The sequence below is a fragment of the Microbacterium sp. CFBP 8801 genome (assembly GCF_014839455.1).
Taxonomy (GTDB): Bacteria; Actinomycetota; Actinomycetes; order Actinomycetales; family Microbacteriaceae; genus Microbacterium.
Genome location: NZ_JACYNU010000001.1, coordinates 173216 through 192629 on the forward strand (window position 1 = coordinate 173216; position 19414 = coordinate 192629).

Sequence of the window (19414 nt, forward strand, 5' to 3'; positions counted from 1 at the left end):
TCAGGCGGCGTCGCCGATCAGCACCGCAGCGCCCTCGTCCGCGGCATCCGCGTGTGCTCCGTCGATGTGGGCCAGCAGGCGGCGTCCGAACAGGATGCACGCGCTCGAGATCACGACCGACACTGCGGCCATGACGTACGGCACTCCGGCGCCGTAAGCGTGCCAGAGCAGCGCGGCCAGCGGGGGAGCCACGGCCCCGCCGAGGAACCGCACGGCCGAGTAGGCCGATGACGCGACCGAGCGCGGAAGGTCGGTGGCCTCCATGACCGCTTCGGTGAGCGCGGTGTTCACCACGCCGAGCACGAGACCTCCGACGACGATGCAGACCACCAGTGCCGTGGCCGACGACACCACGAAGGCGGCGACCAGCAGATCGACGGCCAAGAGCGGCAGGGCGATCAGCAGCACCGTCGTCAGGCGCAGGTGCCGAAGCAGCAGCGGGGCGACCCACACGCTCGTGACGGCGAGCCCCAGGCCCCAGCCGAAGAACGTCAGGCCGATCCCCATCGCCCCGAACCCCAGCGGGAACGGCGAGAAGGCGAGCAGGGTGAAGAAGCCGATGTTGTAGAAGAGCGCGGTCGCCGCGAGGATCGCCAGCGCGGGGCGACCGAGAGCACGGAACGGCGCGCTGAACGCGATCGGCCGCCGCTCGGGCGTCGGTCCGCGCAGCAGCAGGGTGACCGCCACGAACGCGATCGCCATGAGCACGACCACCCCGAAGAACGGTCCGCGCCAGCTCGCCTCGCCCAGGATGCCGCCGAGCAGCGGCCCGATGGCGATGCCGAGGCCGAGTGCCGCCTCGTACAGGATGATGGCCGCCGAGCTGCCGCCGGATGCGGCTCCGACGATGGTGGCCAGCGCCGTGGAGATGAAGAGGGCGTTGCCGAGGCCCCAGCCGGCGCGGAAGCCGATCACGGCATCCACGCTGCCGCTCAGAGCGCACAGCAGCGAGAAGACCACGATGAGTCCGAGGCCGACCAGCAGGGTCGCCTTCGCGCCGATGCGGCTCGAGATCCAGCTGGTGACGAGCATCGCGAGTCCCGTGACCACGAGGTAGCTCGTGAAGAGCAGCTCGGTCTCGACGGGGCTCGCCTGCAGGGCGTCGGCGATGGCGGGGAGGATCGGATCGACCAGGCCGATACCCATGAAGGCGACGACGCAGGCGAACGCCACCGCCCACACCTGTGCGGGCTGCTTCCAGACGCTGGGAGTGGTGCCGCTCATCGACCGGCTCCGATCGTCTCGGGCGCGGGGTTGGGCTGCAGGCCCACGCGGGCCGACAGGGCGCCGGCGGCGACGCGCACGGCGTCCCATTCGGCATCCGTCAGATCCGCCACGTGCGGGGCCAGGGCTGCGCGCAGCGACTCGAACCAGCGGGTGAGCGCCTCGATCCCGGCGTCGGTCGCGGCGATCACGCTGACCCGCGAGTCGGCGGGGTCGGCCTGTCGGGCCACGAGCCCCGCGGCGTCCATCTGGTGGACGAGGCGGGTCATGCCGGGCTGGGTCACCCGGCTGAGGGTGGCAAGGTCGCCGAGGCGCTGGGGGCCGTGGTCGCGCAGCAGCGTCAAGGTGCGCCACTGCGCGCCGGGGGCGTCGTTCTGGGTGTCGATGGCCGCGATGCGCGTGAGGGCGTGCACCGCGAGCAGGAGTTTCTGCAGGTCGTCGTCGCGGGTCATACCAAAAGCATACCGCAGGTATATACCTGAGGTATCTAACGCGAGCCGAGGCGCGTCGACAACTGGTGCGCGTGCGAGAGCAGGATGCGCCCGAGCTCCGCCAGCCGTTCGCCGCCGAAGCGGAACTCCACGCCCGTGAGGCTCAGTGCCCACTGCGGGTCGCCGTCGCGGGTGAACACGGCCGCGCCGATGCCCCAGCTGCCCTCCACGATGAGCCCCGGGTTCACCGCGTAGCCGCGCGCCTTCGTATCGCCGATCCGCGTGCGCAATCGCGCGGGCGAGTGCGAGGCGCCCCACTTCTCGACGAGTTCCGGATGCCGCTCGAGATAGGCGTCCACATCCTGGGGCGGAAGGAACGCGAGGATCGCCAAGCCGGCCGACGCGACGCCCAGCGGGAACCGCACGCCCTCCGACAGCACGAACGAACGAATGGGGAAGCTGCCGTCCTCGCGGACGAGGCAGACGGTCTCGTCCCCGCGACGCACCGAGAGGAACGCGCTCTCCTCGGTGCGGACGGCGAGCGAGCGCACGATGTCGCGCGCCGTCGCGGTGATGTCGAAGCGGGATGCCGCGACGCTCCCCATCAGGTACAGCTCCGGCCCCGGAAGCCAGTGCCCGCTGTGCTCGTCACGGTCGACGAGGCCCTCGGCGCGAAGGGCCGTGAGCAGCCGGTGCGTGGTCGGGCGGGTGAGGTCGGCGTCGCGGGCGAGGTCGCCGACTGTCGCGCCGCGTGCGCCCGCCGCCGTCACGAGGCGCAGCAGGTGCGCGGCCCGGGCGATCGCCTGAGCGCCGGGCACCCCGCGCCCGCCCGCGGACGGGGTGGGCGATCCGCCGCGTTGACCCGCGCCGTCGTCGGGGTCGATTCCGGATGCCGTGTCCACGATGTGGACGCTACGCCCCGACCCATCCACATGGCAAGAACCCGCTGCCGGTCCCGGCGCTCGCCGGAGCAGCATGGGACGACGCAGACACGAAGGAGTTCGCGTGATCGACAAGACCTGGAGCTCGGCCGCCGAGGCCGTCGCCGACATCCCCGACGGGGCGTCCCTGGCCGTGGGCGGGTTCGGCCTGTCGGGCAACCCCATCGCCCTCATCGAAGCGGTGCTCGCCCAGGGCACCCGCGACCTCTCGGTCGTCTCGAACAACTGCGGCGTCGACGACTGGGGACTCGGCATCCTGTTGGGGGCCGGACGCATCCGCAAGATGACCTCGTCGTACGTCGGCGAGAACAAGGAGTTCGAGCGGCAGTTCCTCTCGGGCGAACTCGAGCTGGAACTCACGCCCCAGGGAACGCTCGCCGAGAAGCTGCGTGCGGGGGGCGCCGGTATCGCCGCCTTCTTCACGCAGACCGGCGTGGGCACGCAAGTGGCCGAGGGGGGTCTGCCCCGCCGCTACGACGGATCCGGGGGCATCGCGGTGGCCTCGCCCCCCAAGGACGTGCGCACGTTCGACGTGAACGGCCAGCCCCGGGAATTCGTGCTCGAAGAAGCGATCACGACCGACTTCGCCCTCGTACATGCCTGGAAGGGCGACCGCCACGGCAACCTCGTGTTCCGGAAGGCGGCGCGCAGCTTCAACCCCCTCGCGGCGATGGCCGGGCGCACGTGCATCGTGCAGGTCGAGACCCTCGTCGAACCGGGCGAGATCGAGCCCGACGCCGTGCACCTGCCCGGGGTGTTCGTGCACCGCATCGTCGAGGTGGGCGAGGTCGAGAAGCGCATCGAGAAGCGCACGGTGAGCGGGAGCGCCCGATGAGGTGCCGCGCATGCCGGCGTCTGTCGCCGCCCCGGACGCCGATCGCCTCCGCCCCGTCCGCGTCGACCGAGAAGAGGATCTGACATGCCCCTGACCCGCATCGAGATGGCCGCGCGTGCCGCCCTCGAACTCGCCGACGGCGCCTACGTCAACCTCGGCATCGGCCTGCCCACCCTCGTTCCCAACCACGTGCCCGACGGCGTGACCGTCGTGCTGCAGTCCGAGAACGGCATCCTGGGCGTCGGTCCCTATCCGACCGACGACGCCGTCGACGCCGACCTGATCAACGCCGGCAAAGAGACGGTGACCACCCTCCCGGGCGCCGCGTTCTTCGACTCCGCGCTGAGCTTCGGCATGATCCGCGGGGGGAAGATCGACGCCGCCATCCTCGGGGCGATGCAGGTGTCGGCATCCGGCGACCTCGCGAACTGGATGATCCCGGGCAAGATGGTCAAGGGCCCCGGCGGCGCGATGGACCTCGTGCACGGAGCGGCTCGCGTGATCGTGCTCATGGAACACGTCGCCAAAGACGGAACGCCCAAGATCGTCGACACCTGCTCGCTGCCGCTGACCGGCCGGGGCGTCGTCGACCGCATCATCACCGACCTGGCCGTCATCGACGTGACCGACGAGGGGCTCGTGCTCACCGAGCTCGCCCCCGGTGTCACCATCGAAGAGGTGCAGGATGCCACCGAGTCCGCCCTGATCGTCGCGCCCGGCGTCGCCGCACGGCCCTGACGGCCCCGCTCCACCGTCTCCCCGACCGGAAGGACACCCCATGTCACTCGACACCGCCATGTCACACGACACCGACGTCGTCATCGTCGCCGCCGCCCGCACGCCCCAGGGGCGGCTGAAGGGGCAGCTCGCCCCGCTCACCGCCGTCGAGCTCGGCGCCGCGGCGATCCGCGGGGCGCTCGAACGCGGCGGGATCCCGGCCGCGTCGGTCGACGCGGTGCTCGTGGGCCAGGTGCTACAGGCCGGGGTCGGGCAGAACGCCGCGCGCCAGGCGGCCCTCGCCGCCGGCATCGGCTGGGACGTGCACGCCGCGACGGTCAACAAGGTGTGTCTGTCGGGCCTCACCGCGATCATCGACGCCGCGCGCATGCTGCGCCTCGGTGACGCCACGGTCGTCGTCGCCGCCGGTATGGAGTCCATGACCCGCGCGCCGCACCTGCTGATGAACTCGCGCGAGGGCTACGCCTACGGCTCGGTCGAGGTGCTCGACCACCTCGCCCACGACGGGCTGACCGACGCGTACGACCACGAGAGCATGGGCGCGTCGACCGAGCGGGCGAACACGCGGTACGAGGTGTCGCGCCAGGATCAGGATGCCGTGGCCGCCCGCTCGCACCAGCGGGCCGCCGCCGCGCAGGCGGCCGGGGTCTTCGACGCCGAGATCGTGCCCGTGACCATCCCGCAGCGCAAGGGAGAGCCGCTCGTCGTGCGCGCCGACGAGGGGATCCGCGCCGACACCACGGTCGACACCCTGGCGAAGCTGCGCCCCGCCTTCGCGGAGGGCGGGTCGATCACGGCCGGCAACGCCTCGCAGATCTCCGACGGCGCCTCGGCCGTGGTCGTCACCACCCGTCGCATCGCGGCCGACCACGGCTGGGACGTTCTCGCCGTGGTGGGCGCCGCCGGCCAGGTCGCCGGCCCCGACAACTCGCTGCACGCCCAGCCCGCACGCGCGATCGCCCGTGCCCTCGACGCGCAGGGGCTGACCGCGGGCGACCTCGACCTCGTCGAGATCAACGAGGCCTTCGGCGCGGTCGTCGCCCGCTCCCAGGCCGAGCTCGGCCTGTCCGACGACGTGGTCAACCCGCACGGCGGCGGCATCGCGATCGGTCACCCCATCGGGGTGTCGGGCAACCGCCTCGTCGTGCACGCCGTGCACGAGCTGGTCAAGCGGGGCGGTGGCACGGCGGCGGTGGCGCTCTGCGGCGGGGGCGGTCAGGGCGACGCGCTGATCCTCACCCGCGAGAACGTCGCCGGCTGAAACACGGAACGGATGCCGCGACCTCGAGGCCGCGGCATCCGTTCGCCGTCACGGGGCTCAGCGCGCGAGGCGCTTCTTCAGCAGCTTCTGCTGCTTCCTCGAAACGGGGGAGTCGCCCGCGATGACCTTGCCGCGGCGTGCGCGACGGGTGTCGACGACCGACCCGATGGCCAGGGCCAGGGTGATGCCCCAGCTGAGCCACGCGAGCGCGACGCGCCACGTGAACGGCTCGTCGTTGCGCAGGGCACGCAAGAGCGTGACGCCGCCGGTGATGGCGCTGAGAAGACCGGTTCCGAAGATGTACTGGCGCATGCGCCCAACCTACCCAGGGTGGGGGAACGCACGCCGCGCCTTGACACGGTGACGCGCCGACGCGTCGATCGACCGAGCTCGGACGCCGCGCCGGCCGCGGGCGCGTGCCACGGTCCGTCGACGCTCGTGTCGCATCCCGTCCAGCCCCCTGCGCGTTTCCGCACCGCTGTTAGCCTGAGAGCAATCCCCGAGGAGGACCTGTGACCCAGGCCGAGTTCGTCGTCGTCGCCAATCGTCTGCCCGTCGATCGCACCCCCGACGGCGAGGGATGGCGGCGTTCCCCGGGAGGGCTGGTCACCGCCCTCGAGCCCGTCATGCGCAGCGCCGAGGGCGCCTGGGTCGGCTGGGCGGGTCAAGCCGACGTCGAGGTCGAGCCCTTCGAGTTCGACGGCACGCTGCTGGTGCCGGTCACCCTGTCGGCCGCCGACGTGCAGCTGTATTACGAGGGCTTCTCCAACGACACGATCTGGCCGCTCTACCACGACGTGATCTCCCCACCCACGTACAAGCGCGCCTGGTGGGAGGCCTACGTCCGCGTGAACCAGCGCTTCGCCCGGGCCGCCGCCGACGCCACCGCCGAGAACGGCACCGTGTGGGTGCAGGACTACCAGCTGCAGCTCGTACCCAAGATGGTGCGCGAGCTGCGCCCCGACGTCACGATCGGGTACTTCCACCACATCCCCTTCCCCGCGTACGGCCTGTACTCGCAGCTGCCGTGGCGCAAGCAGGTGCTCGAGGGGCTCCTCGGCGCCGACGTCATCGGCTTCCAGCGCGTGGCCGACGCCGGTAACTTCGCCCGTGCCGTGCGGCGTCAGCTGCGCTACGAGACCAAGGCCAGCGGCATCCTGGTGCCCGACGGCGAGGGCGGCACGCGCGTCGCGCTCGCGAAGGCGTTCCCCATCTCGATCGACGCCGAGTCGTACATCGAGCTCGCGCAGCGCCCCGACATCCAGCAGCGCGCCCGCGAGATCCGCGAGGGTCTCGGCAATCCGCGCAAGATCCTGCTCGGTGTCGACCGCCTCGACTACACCAAGGGCATCCGCCACCGCCTCAAGGCGTGGGGCGAAGTGCTCGAAGACGGACGCGCCACGGTCGAAGACGCCACCCTCGTGCAGGTCGCGAGCCCCAGCCGCGAGCGCGTCGACGCCTACATGCAGTTGCGCGACGAGATCGAGATGACCGTCGGGCGCATCAACGGCGACTACGACACCACCACGCACACCGCCATCCGCTACCTGCACCAGTCCTACCCGCGCGAAGAGATGGTGGCGCTGTTCCTCGCCGCCGACGTCATGCTCGTCACGGCGCTGCGCGACGGGATGAACCTCGTGGCCAAGGAGTACGTCGCCAGCCGCATCGACAACCGCGGAGTCCTCGTGCTGAGCGAGTTCGCGGGTGCCGCCGACGAGATGGGCAGTGCGCTGAGGATCAACCCGCACGACATCGACGGGCTCAAGGATGCCGTGATCCGCGCGATCGACATGCCCGCGGCCGAGCAGGGACGACGCATGCGCACTCTGCGCAGGCGCGTGCGCGAGCACGACGTCGAGGCCTGGTCGCGCGGCTTCCTCGAAGCACTCTCGGCCTTCCACGACAAGACCAGCGCGACCGCCGCGGTCGAGGTCGAGGCGGGCACCGAGGGCGAGGACGCCCGATGACCGCGCCCGACGCGGCCATCGAGGCCGTCGCCACCACCGAGACCCTGCTCGTCGCCCTCGACTTCGACGGCACACTGTCGCCTCTCGTCGACGAACCGCTCACGGCCCGCATGACCGCGGGTGCGCGCGCGGTGGTCGACGAGCTCGCCGCGCTTCCCCGCACGACCGTGGCCCTCGTCTCGGGCCGGACCCTCGCCGATCTGCGCGTCATCGCGGAGCACGGCGACGACTCGCCCATCTGGTTGGCGGGTTCGCACGGCGCAGAATTCCGGATGCCGGGGGAGCAGACGACGGTCTCGTCCGACGCGGCGGCCGACACCGCCGACGAGACCGCGCTGCGCGACCGTCTCACGGCCGAGATCGCGCGCGCCGTCGCCGAGATCCCGGGCGTGCGCATCGAACCGAAGCAGTACGGTCTCGGCGTGCACACCCGCACGGCGGACGCCGGGGGAGCCGAGGCCGCGCGCGCCGCGGCCGATCGACTGGTGCAGGCGCAGGCGCCGACCTGGCGTCGGCGCACGGGCCACGACATCCTCGAGTACTCCTTCCGTCACGAGGGCAAGGACTCCGCGGTGCGGCACCTGCGCGAACGCCTCGGCGCCACCGGCGTGCTGTTCGCCGGAGACGACGTCACCGACGAAGACGCCCTCGCCTCGCTCGAGCCGGGCGACCTCGGGGTGCGCGTGGGCGGGGGAGAAACCGTCGCCGCCCTCACCGTCTCCGACATCGACGGGTTCGTCGAGGTGCTCGAGACGGTGGCGCGGCTGCGCGCCGCGCACACCGGCTGAGAGCGCATCGCGTCGGCGCACATCCGACCGTGACCGGTAATCGAAGGATCGCGCGTCGACGGGCGTGGCAGGGTCGGCACGCGCAATAGACTTCAGCAATGCCCGCACCGCAGAATCCGAACAACGGCGAGTTCGACATCAAGCCCCGCAGTCGCGTCGTCACCGACGGCATCGAAGCCACCACGTCGCGCGGAATGCTCCGCGCGGTCGGCATGGGTGACGAGGACTGGGACAAGCCCCAGATCGGCATCGCGTCGAGCTGGAACGAGATCACGCCCTGCAACCTCAGCCTCGACCGCCTCGCTCAGGGTGCGAAAGAGGGCGTGCACTCCGGCGGCGGATACCCGCTGCAGTTCGGCACCATCTCCGTCTCCGACGGCATCTCGATGGGCCACGAGGGCATGCACTTCTCGCTCGTGTCGCGCGAGGTCATCGCCGACAGCGTCGAGACCGTCATGATGGCCGAGCGCCTCGACGGGTCGGTCCTGCTCGCCGGTTGCGACAAGTCGATCCCGGGAATGCTCATGGCATCCGCCCGTCTCGACCTCTCGAGCGTCTTCCTCTACGCCGGCTCCATCGCCCCCGGCTGGGTCAAGCTCAGCGACGGCACCGAGAAGGACGTCACGATCATCGACTCCTTCGAGGCCGTCGGTGCGTGCCTCGCGGGCAAGATGAGCGAAGCCGACCTCAAGCGCATCGAGTGCGCGATCGCCCCGGGCGAGGGTGCGTGCGGTGGCATGTACACCGCCAACACCATGGCCTCCGTCGCCGAGGCCCTGGGCCTCAGCCTCCCCGGCTCCGCCGCACCGCCGTCGGCCGACCGTCGCCGCGACTACTTCGCCCACCGTTCGGGCGAGGCCGTGGTCAACCTGCTGCGCCAGGGCATCACCACGCGCGACATCCTCACCAAAGAGGCGTTCGAGAACGCCATCGCCCTCGCCATGGCGCTCGGCGGCTCCACCAACGTCGTCCTGCACCTGCTCGCGATCGCCAACGAGGCCGAGGTCGACCTCGACCTGCACGACTTCAACCGCATCGGTGACAAGACGCCGCACGTCGCCGACATGAAGCCGTTCGGTCAGTACGTCATGAACGACGTCGACCGCCACGGCGGCATCCCGGTCATCATGAAGGCCATGCTCGACGAGGGCCTCCTGCACGGCGACGCGCTCACCGTCACGGGCAAGACGCTCGCCGAGAACCTCGCCGACCTCGACCCCGACCCCGTCGACGGCAAGGTCATCCACTCGTTCGACAACCCGATCCACGCCACCGGCGGCATCACGATCCTGCACGGGTCGATGGCGCCCCAGGGTGCGGTCGTGAAGTCGGCCGGCTTCGACGGCAACGTCTTCGAGGGCCCCGCGCGCGTGTTCGAACGCGAGCGCGCCGCCATGGACGCCCTCGAGGCGGGTCAGATCGCCGCCGGCGACGTCGTCGTCATCCGGTACGAGGGCCCCAAGGGCGGCCCCGGTATGCGCGAGATGCTCGCCATCACCGCCGCCATCAAGGGCGCGGGTCTCGGAAAAGATGTACTACTCTTGACGGACGGTCGATTCTCAGGCGGCACAACCGGACTCTGCATCGGCCACATAGCTCCCGAAGCGGTGGACGCAGGTCCTATCGCCTTCGTGCGCGATGGTGATCTGATACGGGTCGATATCGCCGCTCGCACCCTCGACTTGATCGTCGATGAGGCCGAGCTGAGTTCCCGCCGTGAGGGCTGGGAACCGCTCCCCCCGCGCTATACCCGTGGCGTTCTGGCCAAGTACTCCAAGCTCGTGCACTCCGCCGCGGAGGGCGCGGTCACGGGCTGACGGCCGTCCCCTTCTCACCTTCTCTGGTTCTCGAGGTACCACCATGTCCGTCGATTCCACCACGGCCATTCCCCGGCCGCCCGCACGCACCGCACCGGCACCCGTGCTCACGGGTGCGCAGGCGGTCGTCCGATCGCTCGATCTTCTCGGGGTGACCGACGTGTTCGGTCTTCCGGGCGGGGCGATCATGCCCGTCTACGACCCCCTCATGGACGACGAGAACGTCCGCCACATCCTCGTGCGCCACGAGCAGGGCGCCGGCCACGCGGCCGAGGGCTACGCGGCCGCATCGGGTCGCGTCGGCGTGGCGATCGCCACGTCGGGCCCCGGTGCGACCAACCTCGTCACCGCCATCGCCGACGCCTACATGGACTCGGTCCCGCTGGTGTGCATCACCGGTCAGGTGTTCTCGACCCTCATGGGCACCGACGCCTTCCAAGAGGCCGACATCGTCGGCATCACCATGCCGATCACGAAGCACTCCTTCTTGGTCAAGGCCGCCGACGAGATCCCCGGTGCCATCGCCGCGGCCTTCGAGATCGCCTCGACCGGCCGCCCCGGCCCCGTGCTCGTGGACATCACTAAGGACGCGCAGCAGGCCGAGGCGCCCTTCGTCTGGCCGCCCAAGATCGACCTGCCCGGCTACCGCCCGGTGACCAAGGCGCACGGCAAGCAGATCCAGGCCGCGGCGCAGCTGCTGGCCACCGCCAAGAAGCCCGTGCTGTACGTGGGCGGCGGCGCGATCCGTTCGAACGCGTCGGCCGAGCTCAAGGTGCTCGCCGAAGCGACGGGCGCCCCCGTGGTGACGACGCTCATGGCGCGCGGCGCGTTCCCCGACTCGCACGACCAGCACCTCGGCATGCCGGGCATGCACGGCACGGTGCCCGCCGTGCTCGCGCTGCAAGAGAGCGACCTCATCGTCTCGCTCGGCGCGCGCTTCGACGACCGCGTCACGGGCAAGGCGGCGCTGTTCGCCCCCCACGCCCAGGTGGTGCACGTCGACATCGACCCCGCCGAGATCTCGAAGATCCGATTCGCCGACGTGCCGATCGTGGGCGACCTGCGCGAGGTTCTCATCGACCTCGAGGCCGCCTTCCGCGCCGCAGACGCCGAGCAGCCGCACGACTACACCGAGTGGTGGACGTACCTGAACGGACTCCGCGAGGAGTTCCCGCTCGGATACGCCAAGACCACCGACGGTCTGCTGTCGCCGCAGCAGGTGATCCAGCGCATCGGTGAGATGACCGGACCCGAGGGCGTGTACGCCTCGGGCGTCGGACAGCACCAGATGTGGGCCGCGCAGTTCATCAAGTACGAGCGTCCCAACGCGTGGCTCAACTCCGGCGGTGCCGGCACGATGGGCTACGCCGTTCCCGCGGCCATGGGCGCCAAGGTGGCCCAGCCCGAGCGCGCGGTGTGGGCGATCGACGGCGACGGATGCTTCCAGATGACCAACCAGGAGCTCGCGACCTGCGTCATCAACGACATCCCGATCAAGGTCGCGATCATCAACAACTCCTCGCTCGGCATGGTGCGCCAGTGGCAGACGTTGTTCTTCGACGGACGCCACTCCAACACCGACCTCAACACCGGGCACGGCACGCGCCGCATCCCCGACTTCGTGAAGCTGGCCGAGGCGTACGGCTGCCTCGGCATCCGGGTCGAGAGCGAAGACGAGATCGACGCCGCCATCCAGCTCGCGCTCGACACGAACGACCGCCCCGTGGTGATCGACTTCGTCGTGAGTGCCGATGCCATGGTGTGGCCGATGGTGCCGCAGGGCGTCAGCAACAGCTACGTCCAGTACGCCCGCGACCACTCGCCCACGTTCAGCGAGCAGGAGGACTGACATGTCGAGGCACGTGCTGAGCCTCCTGGTGGAGGACAAACCGGGTCTGCTGACCCGCGTCGCCGGGCTCTTCGCCCGTCGCGGCTTCAACATCGAATCCCTCGCCGTGGGCGTGACCGAGGTGCCGGGCCTGTCCCGCATCACCGTCGTCGTCGACGTCGAGGGGCTGCCGCTCGAGCAGGTGACGAAGCAGCTGAACAAGCTGATCAACGTCATCAAGATCGTCGAGCTCGACCCCGCGGCATCCGTGCAGCGCGAGCACGTGCTCGTGAAGGTGCGCGCCGACAACTCGACGCGGGCCAACGTGCTCGAGGTCGTGAACCTCTTCCGCGCCTCGGTCGTCGACTACGCGTCCGACGCCATCGTGATCGAGATCACCGGCGACAAGGGCAAGGTCGAAGCGTTCTTGAAGGCCATCGAGCCCTTCGGCGTGAAGGAGCTCGCGCAATCGGGGCTGCTCGCGGTCGGTCGCGGCGGCAAGAGCATCACCGAGCGCGTCCTGCGCGGCTGAGCTTTTTCACTTCCATTCACCAGCGGCCCCGGAGCGGGCCACGATTCAAGGAGAAACATCCTCATGGCAGAGATCTTCTACGACGACGACGCCGACCTCGCGATCATCCAGGGCAAGAAGGTCGCCATCGTCGGCTACGGCTCGCAGGGCCACGCGCACGCGCAGAACCTCCGCGACTCGGGCGTCGAGGTCACCATCGCCCTCAAGGACGGCTCCAAGTCGGCCGCCAAGGCGCAGGAAGACGGCTTCGAGGTCAAGAACGTCGCCGACGCGGCCGAGTGGGCCGACCTCATCATGATCCTGGCGCCCGATCAGCACCAGCGCTCGATCTTCGCGGACTCCATCAAGGACAAGCTGACCGCGGGCAAGACCCTCGCCTTCGCGCACGGCTTCAACATCCGCTTCGGCTACATCGACGCCCCCGAGGGCGTCGACGTCATCCTCGTCGCCCCCAAGGCCCCCGGCCACACCGTGCGTCGCGAGTACGTCGCGGGTCGCGGTATCCCCGACATCATCGCCGTCGAGAGCGACGCCTCGGGCTCGGCCTGGGACACCGCCCTCTCGTACGCGAAGGCCATCGGCGGCACGCGTGCCGGCGTCATCAAGACCACCTTCACCGAAGAGACCGAGACCGACCTGTTCGGCGAGCAGGCCGTGCTCTGCGGTGGCATGAGCCACCTCGTGCAGGCGGGCTTCGAGACCCTCGTCGAGGCCGGCTACCAGCCGCAGATCGCGTACTTCGAGGTGCTGCACGAGCTCAAGCTCATCGTCGACCTCATGTGGGAGGGCGGCATCGCCAAGCAGCGCTGGTCGATCTCCGACACCGCCGAGTACGGCGACTACGTCTCGGGCCCCCGCGTCATCTCGTCCGACGTGAAGAAGAGCATGCAGGGTGTGCTCGCCGACATCCAGTCGGGCGCGTTCGCCGAGCGCTTCATCGCCGACCAGGACAACGGCGCCCCCGAGTTCCTCGAGCTCCGCGAGAAGGAGCAGGGTCACCCGATCGAGGCCACCGGCAAGGAGCTGCGCGGTCTGTTCGCGTGGAAGCAGCAGGACAGCGACTACGTCGAGGGCTCGGCCGCGCGCTGAGTCTGTCCACTCGNTGCTCGGCCGTCGCACGAGTTCCCCGTCCGGCGGGGCGCGGGCGGCGGGCGGGGGAGCGGCACTAGCGTGGACGCGTGAGTACTCCGCGCGATGACGACGCCCTCTCGTGGGGCGGTGACGACGATCCGACGCTCGACGTCGGAGACAAGCGCGCCCCCGAGCATCCGAGCGGTACCGGGCCCGACCCGCTCGTGCCCGAGCCGCGGCCCGAACCCCTCGTGCCCGAGCCGGTCCACCGTCCCGAGGCGGAGGCGCCCGCCGTTGACGCCCCGGTGCTCGAGACCGCCGCGGACGCGCCGGTCGAACCGGCTCCCGACGACACCCCGGCTGCGCGGAGCGCGGCGCCCCTCGGCAACGCGGGCCTCGTCGGCATCGGCATGGTGGCCGCGACCTTCCTGCTCTTCGCCGTCGGCTGGTTGCTCGCCGGTCGGCAGCTGCAGGGACTCGGCATCCCGATCCCCGAGGTCACCGTCGTCGCGATGACGATCGGCGCCACTCTCGCCCCGATCGTGTGGTTCGTCGCCGTGCTCGTGCTGACGCGCGGGTGGCGCACCTGGCAGCGGTTCCTGCTGCTGATCCTGGGCATCGTCCTGCTCGTTCCCTGGCCGTTCCTGTCGATGGGATCCCTCGCATGAGTGCGCCCGCCCGCCCGCGTCACCTGCCCACCGGCCTCGTCGTGACCATCGCCGGTCTGTTCGGCCTCTTCTACGCCTACGTCGTGTGGAGCGCTGTTGCGCTGCTGATCCTCCAGGCCACCGGCCCGCTCGGCCTGAACGGCCTCGGGTGGGTCGTGTACATCCTCCCCATCGTGTTCCCCCTGATCGCGTTCGGCGCCGCGTTCGCGATCGGCCAGCGGCGCAAGGCGGGGGAGTTCGCCATCGTCCTTCTCGCGGGTCTGACGCTGTCGGCTGCGTTCTGGCTGGCCATCGTCGGGTACGGGACGACCTCGTACGGGCTCTACGGCGGGTGAGCTGAGCCGCTGACGTCACCGCGCGATTCGCGGCGTCCGCTGTCGGCGCCCGGTTCCCGGCATCCGGAACTCTCCGTCACACGGTCGGGGGCGTCCTCGGCTCCGCGCTAGGCTGGCAGACGGCCCGCACGCTTCGCGCTTCCGGTTCGCGCCGGACAGGCACAGGGGTGCGCGCCGGTCCCCACGCACCGTTTCGAAGGACGCATCCGTGACGAAGCCCGTCGTGCTCATCGCCGAAGAACTCTCTCCCGCCACGATCGACGCGCTCGGCCCCGACTTCGACGTGCGCAACGTCGATGGGACCGACCGCCCCGCGCTGCTCTCGGCTCTCGCCGACGCGCACGCGGTGCTCGTGCGCTCGGCCACCAAGATCGACGCCGAGGCCCTGGCCGCGGCGCCCTCGCTGAAGGTCGTCGCCCGCGCCGGTGTCGGTCTCGACAACGTCGACATCAAGTCGGCCACCGCGGCCGGCGTCATGGTGGTCAACGCGCCGACGTCGAACATCATCTCGGCCGCCGAACTCACCGTCGGCCACGTGCTGAGCCTCGCGCGCCATATTCCGGCGGCGCACGCCTCGCTCGCGCAGGGCCTGTGGAAGCGCAGCTCGTTCACCGGCACCGAGCTGTTCGAGAAGACCATCGGCATCATCGGTCTGGGTCGCATCGGCGCCCTGATCGCCGCCCGCCTGCAGGGCTTCGACATGCGGGTCATCGCCTACGACCCCTACGTCACCGCCACCCGCGCCCAGCAGCTGGGTGTGCAGTTGGTCTCGCTCGACGAACTGCTCGAGCAGAGCGATTTCGTCACCATCCACATGCCGAAGACGCCCGAGACGACCGGCATGATCGGCGCCGAGCAGCTCCGTCGCATGAAGAAGTCCGCCTTCGTCATCAACGTCGCCCGCGGTGGCCTCATCGACGAGAACGCGCTGTACGAGGCCCTCACCACGGGCGAGATCGCCGGTGCCGGTCTCGACGTGTTCTCGACCGAACCCCCCGCCGAAGACGGGCCGGCGCGTCGCCTGCTCGACCTGCCGAACGTCGTCGTCACCCCGCACCTCGGTGCGAGCACCGACGAGGCGCAAGAGAAGGCCGGCGTCTCGGTCGCCCGCTCGGTGAAGCTCGCCCTCGAGGGCGACCTGGTGCCGGATGCCGTGAACGTCGCCGGTGGAGCGATCGATCCGTTCGTGCGCCCCGGTATCGCGCTCGTCGAGATGCTCGGTCAGTTCTTCAGCGGCCTGGCAGACAGCGCCCTGACCAGCCTCGACATCGAGGTACGCGGCGAGCTGGCGCAGTACGACGTGAGCGTGTACCGCCTCGCCGCCCTCAAGGGGATCTTCAGCCAGATCGTCAGCGAGACCGTCTCGTACGTCAACGCCCCGCTCTTCGCCGAGCAGCGCGGTGTCGAGGCTCGACTGGTCGTCGAGGCCGAGAGCCCGCTGTACCGCAACATCACCATCCTGCGGGGAACGCTGTCCGACGGCTCGACGCTGACCGTGGCGGGCACCCTCGCCGGCACGCGCATGGTGCCCAAGGTCGTCTCGATCAACGGCTACGACATCGAGGTGCCGATCGAGCAGCACCACCTCGTCATGCGGTACGCCGACCGTCCCGGCATCGTCGCGATCTACGGCCAGAAGCTGGGCGAAGCGGGCATCAACATCGCCGGGCTCCAGGTGGCGCGGCCCGATGCGACCGGCCGCGCCCTCTCGGTGCTCACCGTCGACTCGCCCGTTCCTGACGACATCCTCAGCGCCATGCGCGAGGCCGTGAACGCCGACCTGTTCCGCCAGATCGAGATCGTCGAGGGCTGAGACCCGCACGGCATCGGGGGAGGGGGTCGCGGGTGCGGCCCCCTTCGTCGTGTGTCCGGCCCCCACGGCATCCGTGCTCAGAGGGTGCAGGACGGGGCGCCGGGCGGTCATGTCACGCGGTCTTGGGATGTACCTCACTCGAAGAAGGAAACCGCGTCGTCGGGATGAACGCCTCGGGGCTGCGGGCGAAGAGAGAGGTGATTTTTTTGCCTCAGGTTCCGATAGCCCTGCTCTCTGCCCAGTGATTTCGGGCTTCTCAGACTGTCCCCCGAACGGCGGACAAGCGATGTGGTGAGAACGTTCCGGCATGAAAAGTCTCAGTTCCCACACCCTCGACACCGGCATCGCCCCGGAACCGTCCATCTCGCAACGCGTAAGACGGTCGCGGGGTCTCAGATCTGTGGCCGTCGTGGGAGCAATTCTGATGAGCACGCTTGCTCCCACGGCGTCGGCCCATGCGCAGTGGGGAGCTCCTCCCCCTCAGCAGTACTGCTCTTCATCAGTAGGGTGTTACATCAACCCCTCGACGGGTCGCCCGGTTTACACGACTGTTGGTCCGGACCTGTCTGCGAGAGAACGAGCTCTCCTTGGTCAATGTCAATTGCGGCTCGCGGGGAGCGGCTTCGCCGCCGCTGGAGGCATACTGGGGCGCAACTGGCTCGCCATTCTCGGCGCGGCCTCCAACGGCGGAGCCGCGCTGATTGGTCCCTGCAAAGACTTGTGGAATTCGACGTCTCGTTTCAGGAGGGGATGAGAATGAGGAGCTTGATCATGCTCAACGCGATGCTCATCGCGATCGGGGTCGCGTTCATCGCTGTCGGGGTTCTCACCATTCGGGCCGACGCAGTCGTCGGTTATCTCGGAGCAGCCGGTGGTGTCCTGCTTGTCTCAGGTGGCGTCGTAGCACTGGTGAGGACTCGAAAGTCATCGCCGAAGCCATGAGCGGCATCCGGACGGCGTGCGATGAGGACGCGTATCCGCCCTAGAGACGTCTTAGGTGGTCGCCGAGACGACGGCCTCGATCAGCTTGTCGAGGTCGGCGCCCTCGAGCGCGGGGCCGGGGACGGCGTTGAGGTCGAGCACGGCGTTGAAGTACAGGCCGTCGCTGACCAGCAGCACCATCTGCAGGGCGGTCTCGTCGCGCGTGTGCGCGCGCAGACTCTCTTCCCAGAGTTCGCGCACGCGGCGGAGAGAGGCGGATGCCGTGTCGTTGCCGTTCTGCGCCAGTCTCGACACCGCGAGGATCGTGACGTCCAGTGCCGAGCCGGTGTTCTGCGAGGAGCGCAGGTGCGCGGCGACGACGCCCTCGGTGGAGTTCTGGATCTCGGCGACGTCTTCGCGGGCGAGGTGCTCGAGGCGCTCGACCAGGGCGGCCTCGAGGGCGCTCTTGGAGTTGAAGTGGTAGAGCAGGCCGCCCTTCGACACCCCCGCGGCGCGGGCCGTCGCATCCATGGTCGCCGCGCGTTCACCGTCATCGACCAGGATGCGGGTGAACGCATCGAGGACGGCGTCGCGGGCGAGTGGGGGGCGGCTCATGGCTCCTCGATCGTACTGGCGGATGGGGCTGACACTCTGTTACTATACCGGCTGGACGGTTTAGAAACGGAATCCGAAAATGCTCACCTCGTCGTTGCCCACCCATGAGATCACCGTGACCCGCGCGGGGTGGCGGGGATGGTTCGCGCTGGCGGTGCTCATGCTGCCCGTGCTGCTCGTCTCGGTCGACAACACGGTGCTGAGCTTCGCGCTGCCCGAGATCTCGCTGGCGCTGCAGCCGTCGAGCATCGAGCAGCTGTGGATCATCGACGTCTACCCGCTCGTGCTGGCCGGGCTGCTCGTCACCATGGGCACCCTCGGCGACCGCTTCGGTCGCCGCCGCATGCTTCTCATCGGGGCCATCGGCTTCGCCGCCGTGTCCGCTCTGTCGGCGTTCGCGCCCACCGCGGCCCTGCTGATCACCGGTCGCGCCCTCATGGGCGTCTTCGGCGCCATGCTCATGCCGTCGACGCTCTCGCTGCTGCGCACCATCTTCCGCGACCGCGATCAGCGCCGCATCGCCATCGCCGTCTGGGCCTCCGGCTTCTCGGCCGGTGCCGCTCTGGGCCCCATCGTCGGCGGCTTCCTACTCGAGCACTTCTCGTGGGGCTCGGTGTTCCTCATGGCCGTACCCGTGCTGGTGCCGCTGCTGATCCTCGCCCCCTTCTTCGTCCCCGAGAGCCGCGACCCCGCCCCGGGTCGTTTCGACCCCCTCAGCGTGCTGCTCTCCCTCGCCACCATGGTGCCGATCGTCTACGGCATCAAGAAGCTGGCCGTCGAGGGACCGATCTCGCTCGCACCCGTGCTCTTCGTCGTGGGCGTCGCCTTCGGCTGGCTCTTCGTCCGTCGTCAGCGTCGCCTCCCCTCGCCCATGCTCGACATGACCCTGTTCCGCCAGGGCACCTTCTCGGGCGCCATCCTGGTCAACCTGCTCAGCGTGGTCGGCCTGGTGGGCTTCCTCTACTTCGTGGCTCAGCACCTTCAGCTGGTGGTCGGGCTGTCGCCGATGGTCGCGGGCTTCGCCCTGCTCCCCGGACTCGTGTTGATGATCATCTCGGGTCTGGCCGTCGTGGCCGTGGCAAAACGTTTCTCGCCCCGCATCGTCGTGCCCGTCGCGCTGTCGTTCTCGGTGGTGGCGTACGTGATGGTCGCGATCTCCACGGCCGACCTCGCCCTGCTGATCATCGCCTTCGCGCTGCTGGGCATCGGCATCGGCGCCGCCGAGACCGTGTCGAACGAGCTCATCCTCTCCAGCGCGCCGTCCGCGAAGGCGGGCGCGGCCAGCGCGGTCTCCGAGACCGCGTACGAGGTGGGTGCCGTGCTCGGCACGGCGGTGCTCGGTGGCATCCTCGCCGCGTTCTATCGGGCGCAGCTCGTGCTGCCGGCGGGGCTGCCCGAAGAAGCAGCGCACGCCGCGCGCGAGACTCTGGCTGGAGCCGTGGCGGTGTCGAACAAGCTCTCCGACCCCTCTCTCGCCGAGTCGCTGCGCCTCGCGGCGGCGCACGCCTTCGACTCGGGCGTCGTGATCACCGCGCTCATCGGTGCGGGGCTGATCGTCGTCGCCGCCCTGATCGCTGCCACTACCCTGGGAGGATCCCGCAGCACGTCGAAGAAGTGACGTGCCCC

Annotated in this window: 19 protein-coding genes; 14 read left to right on the plus strand and 5 right to left on the minus strand. The window is 69.8% G+C overall.

Features of this window, described 5'->3' with window-relative positions; genetic code table 11:
* From IFR11_RS00805 to IFR11_RS00815, 3 genes are read right to left on the minus strand one after another with little or no spacing between them, the layout of a single operon-like run.
* Positions 1-1224 carry an MFS transporter gene (locus tag IFR11_RS00805; RefSeq protein WP_055939740.1) on the minus strand — a complete coding sequence of 408 codons (1224 nt, stop codon included), beginning with the start codon at positions 1222-1224 and terminating at the stop codon, positions 1-3.
* Positions 1221-1676 (minus strand): MarR family winged helix-turn-helix transcriptional regulator, encoded by a 456-nt coding sequence (locus IFR11_RS00810; protein WP_191914917.1) that lies wholly within the window; start codon positions 1674-1676, stop codon positions 1221-1223. Before IFR11_RS00810 ends, IFR11_RS00805 begins: the two co-directional genes overlap by 4 nt.
* 35 nt (positions 1677-1711) lie before the next feature.
* Positions 1712-2473 carry an IclR family transcriptional regulator gene (locus tag IFR11_RS00815; RefSeq protein ID WP_055940026.1) on the minus strand — a complete coding sequence of 254 codons (762 nt, stop codon included), beginning with the start codon at positions 2471-2473 and terminating at the stop codon, positions 1712-1714.
* A gap of 187 nt (positions 2474-2660) precedes the next feature.
* On the opposite strand from IFR11_RS00815, the gene IFR11_RS00820 reads away from it, so the two are divergent.
* The 3 genes from IFR11_RS00820 to IFR11_RS00830 all read left to right on the plus strand — a co-directional run bounded on the left by IFR11_RS00820 (position 2661) and on the right by IFR11_RS00830 (position 5430).
* A complete protein-coding gene (locus IFR11_RS00820; protein ID WP_055836427.1) occupies positions 2661-3431 on the plus strand; it encodes a CoA transferase subunit A in 771 nt (256 codons plus the stop codon).
* Between the two features lie 84 nt (positions 3432-3515).
* Positions 3516-4169 carry a 3-oxoacid CoA-transferase subunit B gene (locus IFR11_RS00825; RefSeq protein ID WP_191914919.1) on the plus strand — a complete coding sequence of 218 codons (654 nt, stop codon included), beginning with the start codon at positions 3516-3518 and terminating at the stop codon, positions 4167-4169.
* Between the two features lie 58 nt (positions 4170-4227).
* Positions 4228-5430, plus strand: coding sequence for an acetyl-CoA C-acetyltransferase (locus IFR11_RS00830; RefSeq protein WP_055940030.1), 1203 nt, complete (start codon positions 4228-4230; stop codon positions 5428-5430).
* Between the two features lie 57 nt (positions 5431-5487).
* Here the strand turns inward: IFR11_RS00830 and IFR11_RS00835 are convergent, their stop codons facing one another.
* The gene (locus IFR11_RS00835) at positions 5488-5742 is read right to left on the minus strand and encodes a hypothetical protein (protein ID WP_191914920.1); all 255 of its coding nucleotides are present in this window, start codon (positions 5740-5742) and stop codon (positions 5488-5490) included.
* Between the two features lie 200 nt (positions 5743-5942).
* Between IFR11_RS00835 and IFR11_RS00840 the strand changes: the two genes are divergently transcribed.
* The 10 genes from IFR11_RS00840 to IFR11_RS00885 all read left to right on the plus strand — a co-directional run bounded on the left by IFR11_RS00840 (position 5943) and on the right by IFR11_RS00885 (position 17194).
* The gene (locus tag IFR11_RS00840; RefSeq protein ID WP_055836433.1) at positions 5943-7400 is read left to right on the plus strand and encodes an alpha,alpha-trehalose-phosphate synthase (UDP-forming); all 1458 of its coding nucleotides are present in this window, start codon (positions 5943-5945) and stop codon (positions 7398-7400) included.
* A complete protein-coding gene (otsB, locus tag IFR11_RS00845; RefSeq protein WP_191914921.1) occupies positions 7397-8188 on the plus strand; it encodes a trehalose-phosphatase in 792 nt (263 codons plus the stop codon). The genes IFR11_RS00840 and otsB overlap by 4 nt, the downstream gene beginning before the upstream one ends.
* Before the next feature lie 98 nt (positions 8189-8286).
* The gene (gene ilvD, locus IFR11_RS00850; protein WP_055836440.1) at positions 8287-10005 is read left to right on the plus strand and encodes a dihydroxy-acid dehydratase; all 1719 of its coding nucleotides are present in this window, start codon (positions 8287-8289) and stop codon (positions 10003-10005) included.
* A gap of 43 nt (positions 10006-10048) precedes the next feature.
* Positions 10049-11854 carry an acetolactate synthase large subunit gene (locus tag IFR11_RS00855; RefSeq protein WP_055836442.1) on the plus strand — a complete coding sequence of 602 codons (1806 nt, stop codon included), beginning with the start codon at positions 10049-10051 and terminating at the stop codon, positions 11852-11854.
* 1 nt (position 11855) lies between these two features.
* The gene (gene ilvN, locus IFR11_RS00860) at positions 11856-12365 is read left to right on the plus strand and encodes an acetolactate synthase small subunit (protein WP_055836445.1); all 510 of its coding nucleotides are present in this window, start codon (positions 11856-11858) and stop codon (positions 12363-12365) included.
* A 63-nt stretch (positions 12366-12428) separates the two neighbouring features.
* The gene (gene ilvC / locus IFR11_RS00865) at positions 12429-13454 is read left to right on the plus strand and encodes a ketol-acid reductoisomerase (RefSeq protein ID WP_055836447.1); all 1026 of its coding nucleotides are present in this window, start codon (positions 12429-12431) and stop codon (positions 13452-13454) included.
* An 89-nt stretch (positions 13455-13543) separates the two neighbouring features.
* Entirely contained in the window at positions 13544-14104 is a 561-nt protein-coding gene (locus IFR11_RS00870; RefSeq protein ID WP_055836450.1) for a hypothetical protein, read from the plus strand.
* Positions 14101-14439 (plus strand): hypothetical protein, encoded by a 339-nt coding sequence (locus tag IFR11_RS00875; RefSeq protein WP_055836453.1) that lies wholly within the window; start codon positions 14101-14103, stop codon positions 14437-14439. Before IFR11_RS00870 ends, IFR11_RS00875 begins: the two co-directional genes overlap by 4 nt.
* Positions 14440-14647: 208 nt before the next feature.
* The gene (serA, locus tag IFR11_RS00880) at positions 14648-16252 is read left to right on the plus strand and encodes a phosphoglycerate dehydrogenase (RefSeq protein ID WP_070409750.1); all 1605 of its coding nucleotides are present in this window, start codon (positions 14648-14650) and stop codon (positions 16250-16252) included.
* 720 nt (positions 16253-16972) lie between these two features.
* On the plus strand, positions 16973-17194 hold the full coding sequence (locus IFR11_RS00885; protein WP_191914922.1) for a hypothetical protein: 222 nt from the start codon (positions 16973-16975) through the stop codon (positions 17192-17194).
* A gap of 51 nt (positions 17195-17245) precedes the next feature.
* On the opposite strand, the gene IFR11_RS00890 is transcribed toward IFR11_RS00885, so the two are convergent.
* Positions 17246-17788: a TetR/AcrR family transcriptional regulator gene (locus IFR11_RS00890; protein ID WP_191914923.1), complete on the minus strand. Its 543-nt coding sequence runs from the start codon at positions 17786-17788 to the stop codon at positions 17246-17248.
* 79 nt (positions 17789-17867) lie between these two features.
* Here IFR11_RS00890 and IFR11_RS00895 point away from each other — a divergent pair, with 79 nt between their 5' ends.
* Positions 17868-19406: an MFS transporter gene (locus tag IFR11_RS00895; protein ID WP_191914924.1), complete on the plus strand. Its 1539-nt coding sequence runs from the start codon at positions 17868-17870 to the stop codon at positions 19404-19406.
* Positions 19407-19414 lie beyond the last annotated feature (8 nt).